The 13,511-nt window shown below is 31.1% G+C and carries 10 protein-coding genes; 8 read left to right on the top strand and 2 right to left on the bottom strand.

What is annotated here, in order from left to right:
* The first annotated feature begins 504 nt into the window (after window positions 1-504).
* From J3359_RS06285 to J3359_RS06275, 3 genes are all read left to right on the top strand, one after another.
* Window positions 505-864, top strand: a complete 360-nt coding sequence (locus J3359_RS06285; protein WP_208079869.1) for a hypothetical protein — start codon at window positions 505-507, stop codon at window positions 862-864.
* A gap of 86 nt (window positions 865-950) precedes the next feature.
* Window positions 951-1,661, top strand: a complete 711-nt coding sequence (locus J3359_RS06280; protein ID WP_208079868.1) for a DUF2490 domain-containing protein — start codon at window positions 951-953, stop codon at window positions 1,659-1,661.
* Window positions 1,662-1,672: 11 nt separating this feature from the next.
* Entirely contained in the window at window positions 1,673-2,494 is an 822-nt protein-coding gene (locus J3359_RS06275) for a carbonic anhydrase (RefSeq protein ID WP_208079867.1), read from the top strand.
* Window positions 2,495-2,689: 195 nt separating this feature from the next.
* On the opposite strand, the gene gcvP is transcribed toward J3359_RS06275, so the two are convergent.
* Window positions 2,690-5,575, bottom strand: a complete 2,886-nt coding sequence (gene gcvP, locus J3359_RS06270) for an aminomethyl-transferring glycine dehydrogenase (protein ID WP_208079866.1) — start codon at window positions 5,573-5,575, stop codon at window positions 2,690-2,692.
* 165 nt (window positions 5,576-5,740) lie between these two features.
* Here gcvP and J3359_RS06265 point away from each other — a divergent pair, with 165 nt between their 5' ends.
* Both J3359_RS06265 and serA read left to right on the top strand, forming a co-directional pair.
* Window positions 5,741-6,562, top strand: a complete 822-nt coding sequence (locus tag J3359_RS06265; RefSeq protein ID WP_208079865.1) for a UbiA prenyltransferase family protein — start codon at window positions 5,741-5,743, stop codon at window positions 6,560-6,562.
* A 138-nt stretch (window positions 6,563-6,700) separates the two neighbouring features.
* On the top strand, window positions 6,701-8,593 hold the full coding sequence (serA, locus tag J3359_RS06260) for a phosphoglycerate dehydrogenase (RefSeq protein WP_208079864.1): 1,893 nt from the start codon (window positions 6,701-6,703) through the stop codon (window positions 8,591-8,593).
* A 223-nt stretch (window positions 8,594-8,816) separates the two neighbouring features.
* Here serA and J3359_RS06255 read toward each other — a convergent pair whose 3' ends face one another.
* Window positions 8,817-10,004, bottom strand: a complete 1,188-nt coding sequence (locus tag J3359_RS06255) for a C40 family peptidase (RefSeq protein WP_208079863.1) — start codon at window positions 10,002-10,004, stop codon at window positions 8,817-8,819.
* Window positions 10,005-10,112: 108 nt separating this feature from the next.
* Here J3359_RS06255 and kynU point away from each other — a divergent pair, with 108 nt between their 5' ends.
* From kynU to J3359_RS06240, 3 genes are read left to right on the top strand one after another with little or no spacing between them, the layout of a single operon-like run.
* Window positions 10,113-11,411, top strand: coding sequence for a kynureninase (gene kynU / locus J3359_RS06250; protein WP_208079862.1), 1,299 nt, complete (start codon window positions 10,113-10,115; stop codon window positions 11,409-11,411).
* Between the two features lie 36 nt (window positions 11,412-11,447).
* A complete protein-coding gene (locus J3359_RS06245) occupies window positions 11,448-11,984 on the top strand; it encodes a DUF6557 family protein (RefSeq protein WP_208079861.1) in 537 nt (178 codons plus the stop codon).
* Window positions 11,985-11,998: 14 nt separating this feature from the next.
* Window positions 11,999-13,480 (top strand): FAD-dependent oxidoreductase, encoded by a 1,482-nt coding sequence (locus J3359_RS06240; protein ID WP_208079860.1) that lies wholly within the window; start codon window positions 11,999-12,001, stop codon window positions 13,478-13,480.
* The last annotated feature ends 31 nt before the right edge of the window (window positions 13,481-13,511 follow it).

Raw genomic sequence — 13,511 nt, 5'->3', positions numbered from 1 at the left:
CTCGTAACCATGACTTGCGATAGGGGAATTTTCGCCTAACGATGTGGAGCGAGGTTTTTTATTTCTTCAATTTTATTGTCGCAATCAATTACACCATTTTCGCCCTCTCTTACTTGTGAATTCTCACGTAAAATACAATTTGAAATCAATTTACAATAATGATTTAATCAAGTTGTAGATAGATTTACAGGAGTTCAATTAGACAAACCATTAATTGCTAAGTTTGAGAAAAATCAAAGTATCTTAGACACCAATTTAGATATTCATATGGGAACTATTGGGGGCAACCCAAATTTTGGCTTTATTAATTGGTCTTTTTGGAGCAAGTTTACCAATAACAGGTTTCTTTATTTAGTGGGGAAGAAGAAAGAAATTGAAGAAAGAATGTGTTTATCATTTGTGAATTCTCACTTAAAAAAAACCAAATGCCTTGTTAAAAATTATGTTAAAAAGAATTATCAGGTAAAATAAAACTGATAAACTACTGTACATTTGTTATCTCAAATGAAACATTTACTTACATATTCTTATTTTAAATTATTTCTTACTGTTTTATTTACGTTTGTATTTAATAATAAATTACAAGCAAATACTTTACCAGTAAGCTCTAATTTAAATTCAATATCTTTTTCAACTAATAATTTAAATGAAAATGATAGTGATGTATCTGTAGGTGTTGTTGCTTTAGAGGAATTGGAAAAAGAAGAAAAAGGTTTTTTTAAGAATTTTTCAGGTGCTTTTTCTAGTAATATTGCTTTTATCCAAAACAATATTGATTTTCATCAATGCGTTAATGGACATTTATTTTCTTCAGTAAAAAAGCGATTTTACATTTTATACTGTCAGTTAAAAACACATTTCTAAGTTTATTATTTATTCGTTTTTATATATTTAAAGGGTTCCGGTTTTGGGATTCTTTCAAACCAATATTTAATTTAAATAATAATACATTGAAACACATATTAATTATACTATTTTTAATACCTATAGCGGTATTTGGGCAGAGTAAAACAGTAAAACAAAGCAATAGTTCTTGGAATTCTGTTATTATAGATTATCGTATCAACAATCAATTTTACTTGAAAAATGAAGCCCATTTTAGAAGGACTAATTTTTTAGAGGATTGGCAACAAATTTTAATAAGACCTTCCATTCATTATAATCTAAATAAATCAGTTGATTTTGCAGTAGGTTACACCTTTGCTAAAAACTATAGAGAAACTCATAATTTTAATGAAAATGATGTTTGGGAGCAAGTAATGTTATCACATGTGTCTGGAAAATCAAATTTTAAACATCGTTTTAGGTTAGAGCAACGTTTTATAGACCAATTTGTACAACAGCCCAATGCTAGTTTTACTAAAAATGGCACAGATTTTAAAACGCGTTTTAGATATCGATTTACTTGGGGAATGCCATTATTTAAAGTTACTGACACTAAAAAAGTGAATATCACTGCATTTGATGAAATTTGGTTGAACACTGGTACTGGAATAGTGCCAGAATCTTTAAATCAAAACTGGTTTTATGTAGGATTGTCTTACCCAATATTTAAAAATGCATCGTTAGGTATGGGATACTTAAATGACTATGCACCAGCTGGTGTAAATACTTTTAGAAACAATAATATATTACAAACAACATTAAAATATCACCTATAAATAAATTCAAAATGAATATTAAAAACAGCATATTCGTAGTCGTGTTATTTGCAATTACATTCACATCTTGTAATAAAAGCACAAAAACAGAAAAAAAATTAGAAACAACTTCAAAAAATGAGGGAGTTTCAAATGCAAATCATAAAAAAAAGCATTGGAGTTATGCAGGCGAAACAGGACCAGAGCATTGGGCAGAGATTGAAAAAGACTCAGAATGTGATGGAGAATTTCAATCTCCAATAAACATTGTAAGTGTAAATGCAATGGCAGATGTGGCTTTAAAACCATTAGATATCCATTATGCTCTAAACACGAAAATTCATGATGTAAAAAATAACGGGCACTCAATTCAATATAATTTCGAAGCAGGAGATTATATAAATTACAAAGGAGAAAAATTCGATTTAAAGCAAATTCATTTCCATGAATCTTCTGAGCATACTATAGACGGAATTAGATATCCATTAGTTATTCATATGGTACATGTAAGTAAAAAGGGAGAATACTTAGTGTTAGCAGTTATGGCAAAAGAAGGTGTTTCAAGTGCTCCTTTCGATTTTTTAGAAAGTTATTTACCGCTTAAAAAAGGAGAAATGAAAACGGTTGACACGTCTTTTAATCTCAATTTAAATCTTCCTAAAAATAAAGGGTACTATAATTATGTTGGTTCACTTACAACGCCACCTTGTACTCAGGGTGTAAATTGGTTTGTTTTTAAAGAACCAATTACAGTTTCTTTAGAGCAGGTTAATAAATTAAAAAAGTTAATGCCAATTAACAATTATAGAAACGAGCAACCATTAAATGGTAGAAAAGTAAAAATGACAAAATAAAATTAAATTTTAGTTTTTTGATTGATGGAAAACCGTCTAAACAAAACCTTTGTTCAGGCGGTTTTTTTAAATTTAATAAGAACTCATATTTCTCAAATTTCAATTGTAATTAAACGAGAATAAAAAAACCATTCCCCAAGACTGATAAAATTCAGCAAAAAGAAATGGTTTTAAATACTTGAAAACGCTGTGCGTTTACATATAATCTTCAATTGGGTTGCAAGAGCAAATTAAGTTTCTGTCTCCAAAAGCATCATCTACTCTTCTTATAGTTGGCCAGAATTTGTTATCTGCAATATATTCCAAAGGAAAAGCCGCTTGTTTTCTTGTGTAAGGTAAAGTCCAATTATCTGCAGTTAACATTGCTTGCGTGTGAGGTGCGTTTTTCAACGGATTATTTTCATCCTCTTTAGAAGCATTTTTAATTTCTTCACGAATAGAAATCATAGCTTCACAAAATCGATCTAATTCAGCTAAAGATTCAGATTCTGTTGGCTCAATCATCATAGTTCCTCCAACAGGGAAAGAAACTGTTGGTGCATGAAAACCATAATCCATTAAACGTTTTGCGATGTCAACCACTTCGATTCCGTTATTTTTAAACTCACGACAGTCGATTATCATTTCATGTGCAGCACGTCCTTTTTCTCCAGTATATAAAGTTTCATAATGCCCTGTTAAGCGCTCTTTTATATAATTTGCATTTAAAATGGCATTTTTTGTAGAATTTGTCAATCCACTACAACCTAACATTGTAATATATCCGTAAGAAATTAAACACGCCAAAGCAGAACCCCAAGGAGCTCCAGAAATAGCTGTAATTGCTTGTTTGCTTCCTATTGAAATTAATGGGTTTGATGGTAAAAAAGGAACTAATTGAGGAGCTACACAAATTGGGCCAACTCCTGGGCCTCCACCACCATGTGGAATTGCAAATGTTTTATGTAAATTTAAATGACAAACGTCTGCACCAATCGTAGCAGGATTCGTTAAACCAACTTGCGCGTTCATATTTGCGCCATCCATATAAACTTGCCCACCATTATCGTGGATAATTTTGGTAATCTCTTTAATTTCACTTTCAAAAACTCCATGAGTTGATGGATAGGTTACCATTAAAGCCGCTAAATTATCTTTATGTAATTCGGCTTTTTCACGTAAATCAGCTACATCTATGTTTCCATTATCTGCAGTTTTGGTAACCACAACTTTCATTCCAGCCATTACAGCAGAAGCAGGATTTGTTCCATGAGCAGAAGCAGGAATCAAACAAATATTTCTATGAGAATCTCCTTGACTTTGGTGATAAGCTCTAATCGTCATTAAACCAGCAAACTCTCCTTGTGCACCAGAATTTGGTTGTAAAGAAGTACCAGCAAAACCAGTAATAATATTTAATTGATGCTCTAATTTCTTTAAAACAATTTGGTATCCTTCAGCTTGATTTAAAGGCACAAAAGGGTGAATATTTCCCCATTGAGGATTGCTTAAAGGCAACATTTCTGAAGCAGCATTTAATTTCATTGTACAAGATCCTAAGGAAATCATAGAATGATTTAATGCTAAATCTTTACGTTCTAATTTTTTAATATAACGCATCATATCTGTTTCAGATTGGTACGTGTTAAAAATATCGTTTTCTAAGAAAGGTGTTGTTCTTTTTGTGTTTTCTGCAATCACTTCAAAATCAGAACCAAAAGACTCTTGTGTTAAGATTTGATGAAAATCGCCATAACTTTCTGCAGTAGAGGAATCTGGTTGTTTTTTTAACTGGCCAAAAATAGTGAAAAGCTTCATTAAATCTTTTTGTGTAGTTGCTTCATTTATAGAAATCGAAATAAGATTGTCTGTAATATAATTGAAGTTTACTTTGAAAGATTCTGCAATTGGTTTTAAACGAACTGCATCAATTTCTACTAAAAGTGTATCGAAATAAGCTGAGTTTAATTGTTTAAAACCTGCTTTTTCTAAATAACTTGCTACTAATTTTGTTTTGTTATGAACAGCGTCTGCAATAAATTGGATACCATTTTTTCCATGATACACAGCATACATTCCTGCCATAACTGCTAACAAAACTTGTGCAGTACAAATGTTCGAAGTCGCTCTTTCACGTTTAATATGTTGTTCTCTGGTTTGTAATGCCATTCTTAAAGCAAAACCACCATCTGTATCTTTTGTAACTCCAATAATTCTTCCTGGAATACTTCTCTTATACGCTTCTTTTGTTGCAAAATAGGCTGCATGAGGTCCTCCATAACCTAAAGGAATTCCAAAACGTTGTGTAGTTCCAACGACTACAGATGCTCCAAATTCTCCAGGTGCTTTTAATTTTACTAAAGATAAAATATCTGCAGCAACTGCTACTTTAATATTATTTTCATTTGCTTTTGCGACAAAACCTGCATAATCGAATATTTGTCCGAATTTTCCTGGATATTGTAAAATGGCTCCAAAAAAGTCATCACCAAAATCAAAATCTTCGTGATTTCCAACGACCAATTCAATTCCAATAGGGGTAGAACGTGTTTGTAATAAAGATAATGTTTGTGGTAAAATTTCTTCAGAAACAAAGAATTTATTGGCTCCAGATTTTTTTTTAGCACGTTCTCTAACATCAAATAATAAAGCCATTGCTTCTGCAGCAGCAGTACTTTCATCTAAAAGAGAGGCGTTTGCCAATTCCATTCCTGTTAAATCGCAAATCATGGTTTGGAAATTTAATAAAGCTTCTAATCTACCTTGTGCAATTTCTGCTTGGTAAGGCGTGTAAGCAGTGTACCAACCTGGATTTTCTAATATGTTTCTTTGAATAACACTTGGCACAATTGCTTCATGATATCCTAAACCAATATAACTTTTAAAAACTCTATTTTTTTTTGCAAGTTCAGTAATATGAGCCAAATACTCGTATTCGCTCATTGCAGGACCTAAATCTAAATTGCTTTTTAGACGAATGTTTTCTGGAACGGTTTCATTAATTAACTGATCTAAACTATCAGCTTTTATAGTTTTTAACATTTTTTGTTGCTCCTTTTTATTAGGACCAATATGTCTAAGTTGAAACGAGTTTGTATTCATTAAAATAAAGTTTTTTATGTCTTTTCTCAAACGATTGAGTGGTGCTTTTTAAAGCAGGACAAAAATAGGGAATTTAATAGATTCTTATTTGATAGAATATTAATAATAATAAGTTAATTATTAACCAAACAGCGATGTTATTAACAGAAAAGCTATTTTTGTAAAATGAAAATTTTAAAGACCGCTTTCGATTTTTATATAAATGCCAGTATTCATGTAGCATTTGCTGTGTTATGTTTAGTGAGAATCACTGAATTCTATTTGGATTTATCGTACAACGAAAACTTAGATATTTTTATATTTTTAGGAACAATAACAGGTTATAATTTTGTAAAATATGCAGGCGTTGCAAAATTGCATCATAAAAGTTTAACAAACGGGTTAAAAAATATTCAGATTTTTTCTTTTTTATGCTTTCTAATATTGTGTTATTATACGATTTTAATTCCATTTAAAACATTGCTTTTTGGAGTGCCTTTTATCTTATTAACAGTTTTATATGCAGTTCCTTTTTTAAGCGGATTTCATAAAAATTTACGTCAGGTTAGTTATTTAAAAATAATTGTAGTTGCTTTAGTTTGGGTAGGTTTTACTGTTTTAGTTCCAGTTTTTGATGCTAATAGAGTAATAGATTTTAATACTGTTTTAATTGCAATTCAGCGCTTTTTAATTATAGTCGCTTTAATATTGCCTTTCGATATTAGAGATGTAAAATACGACGCAATTTCACTACAAACAATTCCGAAGAAAATAGGCGTTCAAAAAACAAAAAGATTGGGGTTAATTTTAATGATTTTTTCTCTGTTGTTAGAGTATTTAATTGTGCCACAAATAGATGCAAAAAATGCATTTATGATTTTCTTTTTTCTGGTAATTATTTTCTTAATGCGAGCAAAAACGAATCAATCTAAATATTATAGTTCGTTTTGGGTGGAAGCATTGCCAATTTTCTGGTGGTTCATTCTTTTGGGAATTCATAATATTTAAAGAAATTTATACGGTTTTTTATGGACTTCAATATTATTGATATCAAATAAAATCGATATGATAAAACTTTAAAATAACTTTCTAATAACCTACTATATTTGTAGATTTACAGCTTATAAATCAACCAAGATTTAAAAGATGATTACTAGCAAAAGAAACTATATTTTCGATTTCGACAGCACTTTAACAAGGGTGGAAGCATTGGATGTTTTAGCAGAAATTACGCTCGAAAATAATCCAAAGAAAGAAGATGTTATTCGAGAAATTATCGATATTACTAATTTAGGTATCGATGGCGAAATCTCCTTTACAGAATCTTTAAAAAGAAGAATAAAATTATTAAAAGCCAATAAAGCCGATTTAAGGGGGTTGGTGGAAGCTTTAAAAAAACAAGTTTCTAAATCAATCGAAAGTAATAAAGAGTTTTTCGAGAATTTCGCAGACGATATTTACGTAATTTCATGCGGATTCAAAGAATTTATAGATCCAATTGTAAAAGAATACAACATTCCTTCCGAAAGAGTATATGCAAATACTTTTGAGTTCGCAAAGGATGGAGAAATTATTGGTTTCGATGCAGACAATGTTTTATCGAAACACAATGGAAAAATTCAATGTTTAAAAGACATGAATTTAAACGGAGAAATACAAGTTATTGGTGATGGTTATAGCGACTACGTAACTCGAGAAGCTGGTATTGCAGACAAGTTTTTTGCGTACACAGAAAATGTTTCAAGAGTAAAAACTACGGAAAACGCAGACCATATTGCACCAAATTTAGATGAATTTTTATACATAAACGATTTGCCAAGAAACATATCTTACCCAAAGAACAGAATTAAAATTTTATTATTAGAAAACGTACATTCAGATGCTTTTAAAAAGTTATCTAAAGATGGTTTTTCTGTTGAAATAGTTTCTAAAAGTTTGTCGGAAGAGGAGCTGATAGAAAAAATAAAAGACGTACACGTTTTAGGAATCCGTTCTAAAACAAACGTCACACAAAAAGTGGTGGACGCTGCAGAAAAATTGATGGTCGTAAGTGCATTTTGTATCGGAACCAAACAAATCGATTTAGAAGCGTGTAAAGAAAAAGGAATTGTTGTTTTTAACGCGCCTTATAGTAATACACGTTCTGTGGTAGAATTGGCAATTGGAGAAATAATTATGTTAATGCGTTCGGTTTTTCAACGAAGCACAGAAATTCATAATGGACAATGGAATAAAACAGCAGAAGGTTCTAGAGAAGTTCGTGGTAAAAAATTAGGAATTGTAGGTTATGGAAATATAGGTTCTCAACTTTCTGTTTTAGCAGAGGCTTTAGGAATGGATGTTTATTATTACGATGTAGAAGATAAATTGGCATTAGGAAACGCTACTAAAATTAGCGATTTATCGGAATTATTAGCAATATCAGACGTGGTTACTTTACATGTAGATGACAATGCTGCTAACCAAAATTTCTTCGGAGAAAAAGAAATTTCTCAAATGAAAGATGGTGCACATTTAATTAATTTGGCAAGAGGATTTGTGGTGGATATTCCAGCATTGGTTGCCGCTTTAAAAAGCGGAAAATTAGCAGGTGCAGCTGTAGATGTATATCCAGAAGAGCCAAGGAAAAATGGAACGTTTTATACAGAATTAAAAGGGTTGCCAAACGTAATTTTAACACCTCACGTTGGTGGAAGTACAGAAGAAGCACAAAGAGATATTGCCGATTTTGTACCGAGTAAAATTATGGCATACATAAATTCTGGAAACACAGTAGATGCTGTAAATTTCCCAAATATTCGTTTGCCAAGACAAACCAATGCACATCGTTTTTTACATATTCACAAAAATGTTCCTGGAGTTATGGCAAAAATCAATAAGATTTTGGCAAAATTCGACTTAAATATTACTGGGCAGTATTTGTCTACAGACCCAAAAGTAGGATATGTAATTACAGATTTAGACAAAGAATACAACACAGAAGTAATCGATAAATTAAGAAAGGTAGAAGGCACAATTAAGTTTAGAGTCTTGTATTAGTTAGTATTCAGTTTGCAGTCTCAGTTTTCAGTTGCTTACTGTTGATTGTATTTAAAATAAATATGCAGCCTTTCAATTTTTTTGAGAGGCTTTTTTAGCTTTTCATTATATCTTTTTGTGAAAAACAAAAAAGGATGTCATTTCAGTCTGTGCTAAAGTTGCCAAATAATTTTCAGCATTAAAACAACTCTGTGAATCTCTGCGAATTTCTCTGCGTAAAACGCTAAAACTTCAAACCTTCCTTTAAATCTAAAATATGAATATCTTTTACACCTAAATATCTTCTACTTCCTAAATACCTATTCTTATTAAATTCGTCATAATTAGGTTGCAGAGAATCCATAGAACTCAAATGCACGTTTCCAGAAGCATGAATAAATTCCATTTTGCCATTTCCTAACCAAATACCAACATGAACGACTCTCTGTTTTTTGTTTTCAGTTGCTTTTGTTCCAAAAAATAATAAATCGCCTTTTTCTAAATCCTTAAAAGTTAGCTTTTTACCTACAACTTTACCAGCATTTATTTGTTGCGAAGCATCTCTTGGAATTACCAAACCATTCATTAAATACACCATTTTTGTAAATCCGCTACAATCCATTCCTTTAGATGAAGTTCCTCCCCATAAATAAGGGAAGCCATCCATTTTTTTAGCAATTGCCTCAATATTTTCCTGTGAAGGTTGAAGATTTTGTAGCCAAGAATTAAAAATTACACCTTCACTTTTTTTAATGAATCCAGTTCTATCATCAGGATATTTTACTTCGTAAAAAGAAGCGTCTTCAGATAAGTATTTTAAAAGTCCGCCCAAAGTAATATCAGAAACAATATCAGAATTTGAATTTCTTTTCGAGTACACATACCCAAAATTCTGAGTAAAAAGTACTTTTTTAGACGTGTTCCAATTCTCATATTCATTTTTGGTCATTAAATGAATTCCACCTTTATCAACCCAAGAAATATACCTGTCTGGAGTTTGAATTCTATAAAAATCACCTTTTTTATCTAACACTTTTAGAGGCATTCCTAGCAAACCCTGTGTGCCTAATTCTGCAGAATGTTTGGGTGCAGAACGAATATTAATTACTGAATTTCTGGCAATTGCAAACATTTTATCTCCAACAACAGCATCTGGTAAAACTCTAATTTTATTTACAATTTCGACATTTAAAATTTTAAGACTATCTAATAATTTTACGTACGCTTCTTTGGAATCTGTTTCTCCTTCAACAATAATTTTATCATTATAACTATCAAACTCAATGGTATAAATAGCCACTCTTTTATCTGGAGCATACTGGTTTTTAAAACTATCATTTACACCTTTTAAACCACCAATTAATATGGAATTGTTATTGCAAGAAACAATAAGAATTACAGCAATAAGTAGTACGTATTTTATCAATTTCATAAATTATATTTAAGAGCAAATTTAAAAATAAAGATAGTAATTAATTATTTTAAATTTAATTCTAAAGTAAGATTGTTTTATATTTGAAGACACTCATTTTTTTAGTTGATGAAATATCAGAATAATTTAGCATTTGCAAAACAGCAAGATAGAGAAGATACACTTTCTCATTTACGAAGTCAATTTCATATTCCGAAAGACAAATCAGGAAAAGAATGGCTTTATTTTACAGGAAATTCGTTGGGTTTACAACCAAAATCAACCAAAGAATACATCAACCAAGAATTAGAAGATTGGGCAAATTTAGGAGTTGAGGGGCATTTCGAAGCAAAAAACCCGTGGTTGAATTATCACGAATATTTAACCGATAAAATGGCAAAAATAGTGGGTGCAAAACCCATAGAAGTTGTGGTGATGAATACACTAACCACCAATTTACATTTATTAATGGTTTCGTTTTACAAACCCACAAAAGAAAAATATAAAATTGTTATTGAAAGTGATGCTTTTCCTTCAGATAGATACGCAGTAGAGTCGCAATTAAAATTCCACGGTTTTTCAAAGGATGATATTATCGAATGGAAACCCAAAAAAGGAGAGGAATTATTACAGATAGAAGATTTAGAAAAAATTGTTTTAGAGCAAGGAAACGAAATTGCTTTACTATTAATTGGAGGTGTAAATTATTATACAGGTCAGTTTTTAGATTTGAAAAGAATTGCAGCAATTGGGCATTCAAAAAACTGTGTCGTTGGAATCGATTTAGCTCATGGAGCAGGAAATATTCAACCTAATTTACACGAGTCTGGCGTTGATTTTGCAGCTTGGTGTACCTACAAGTATTTAAATTCTGGTCCTGGAAGTTTAGCAGGATTATTTGTTCACGAAAAACATGCGAAGAATAAAAATTTGCCACGTTTTGCAGGTTGGTGGAATCATAACAAATCCACTCGTTTTAACATGCGACAGCCATTTGATGTGATGGAAGGCGCAGAAGGCTGGCAATTATCAAATCCGCCAATATTATCGATGGCAGCCATAAAAGCGTCTTTAGATGTATTTGATGAGGTTGGTATGGAAACTTTAAGAGAAAAATCAGAAAAACTAACAGGTTATTTCGAGTTTTTAATCAATAAAATTGGTTCAAGTGACATTAAAATCATCACACCTAAAAACCCAAAAGAAAGAGGTTGTCAATTATCCATTCAAGTAAAAAATGCGGATAAAAGTTTACATCAAAAATTAATGAAAAAACATGTAATTACAGATTGGCGAGAACCAGATGTAATACGTTGTGCGCCAGTGCCAATGTACACTTCGTTTGAAGATGTTTATGAGATGGTGGAAATCCTATCCCTAACCCTTTCCGAAGGAAAGGGAACTTATGTCGATAATGAGAATGAATAAATTATTGGAAGAAAATACAATTAAAATTTAATAGTTATGGGAACTATAATTTTTAGAGATTTACTTCATCAAACAGAATGGTTAAGTATTGAATATACGCTCTTGGAATTGTATCCTGATATTAAAGAGGATATGGAAGCTCATAGAACTGCTTACGAGAAAATAAAACGATTAGAAGCCAATAATATTGATATGGAAATTGTTTTGGATGAAATTAAAGATGATTTTGAGGATGATTTTGAGGATGAATTAACTACATATTTTGATGTTTCAGGTAAAAAAAATGATAAAAAAGATTCTCAGAGTTATGCTTTAGAATTTATGCCTTGGCAAGATTGGTTAGGAATGCGAATTAGTCAAGATTCTTTAAGAAATTTTAATGAATTAGAGATAGTAGCACATTGTCTTTATGAAATGACTTTTATCGATTTTGATGATGAAGAGATTGCAAATGAAAAAAATAAATTAAACAATATTATTGATAATTTTCAAAATTTATCAGAAGAAGAAAAACAAGATAAAACGATTTCAATAGAAGAAGTTTTAAAGCGTTTTAAAGATAATAATGAATAGATTGTACTACATAAATGAACAAAAAAGAAAATAATTTAAGCCAGTTTGGAAAAGCCCTTCCCTTTGGGAAGGGTTGGGATGGGAATAGGATTTTAATCATCGGAGCAGGATTATGTGGTTCCTTACTAGCTTTAAGACTTGCGCAAAGAGGTTATAAAGTTGAGGTTTACGAAAGCAGACCAGATTTAAGAACTGTAGATATTTCTGCAGGGCGTTCCATAAATTTAGCATTATCAGATAGAGGTTTAAAAGCCTTGCGTTTATGTGGAATGGAAGGAAAAGCAAGAGAAATTTGTATCCCAATGTATGGTAGATTAATGCACGATAGAGAAGGAAATACCTTTTCATCAAATTATTCTGGGAGAGAAAATGAATACATCAATTCAATTTCCAGAGGAGATTTGAATGCTATTTTATTAGATGAAGCAGAAAAACACGAAAATGTAAATATTCATTTTAATAAAAAATGTAAAAAAGTTGATATTGAAAAAAATATCGCACATTTTAAAGATTACAATACCAAAGAAGAATTCCCTGTAATTGCAGACGTTATTTTTGGAGCAGATGGTGCAGGTTCCTCTTTACGAAAAAGCTATATCTCTGAACGCAAATTCTTATTCAGTTATTCTCAAAATTACTTAAATCACGGTTATAAAGAGTTGGAAATTCCTGCAGATAAAAATGGAAATCATCAAATAAGTAAAGATCATTTACACATTTGGCCAAGAGGCGATTTTATGTTAATTGCACTCCCAAATATGGATGGTAGTTTTACAGTAACCCTCTTTTTAAGTTATGATGAAGGTGAATTCAATTTCGAAAATTTAACATCCGAAGAAAAAATAACCCAATTTTTCGAAAAAGAATTCCCAGATGCTTTGGCGTTAATTCCGAATATAAAAGAAGAATTCATTAACAACCCAACAGGAGCTTTAGGAACTGTAAAATCTTCTCCTTGGTTTTATCAAAATAAAAAGTTGTTAATTGGTGATGCTGCACATGCAATTGTTCCTTTTTACGGACAAGGAATGAATGCCTCTTTCGAAGATGTTTTTGTATTGGACGAAATTCTTTGTCATTTCGAGCAGAGTCGAGAAATCTTTGATTGGAAAGCAATTTTTAAAGCTTATCAAAAAGCAAGAAAACAAGACACAGATGCCATTGCAGATTTAGCAATTGATAATTTTCACGAGATGAAAAACCATGTTGCAAATCCGCTTTTTAAAGAAAAAAGAAAAATAGAAATGGATTTGGAGAAACATTTTCCAAATCAATATTTTTCTAAATATTCGTTGGTAACTTTTAATGAGAACATTGGGTATAATGAAGCAATGAAAAGAGGAAGAGCACAAGATAAAGCACTATTAAATTTAATTTCTGGTGATGAGGTTCATACGCATTTAAATATGACAAAAGAAGAATTGAAAGCCATTTTAGAGAAAGTAATTGATGAAACAAACGCGATTTTACAAGAGGACAAAATCGCTGGTTTATAGAAACTAAACCTCAAAGGTTTTTAAAACCTTT

This window comes from Polaribacter cellanae, from assembly GCF_017569185.1.
Taxonomy (GTDB): Bacteria; Bacteroidota; Bacteroidia; order Flavobacteriales; family Flavobacteriaceae; genus Polaribacter; species Polaribacter cellanae.
The sequence above is the reverse complement of the archived record's forward strand: the minus strand, read 5'-3'. Positions and strand labels throughout refer to the sequence as shown.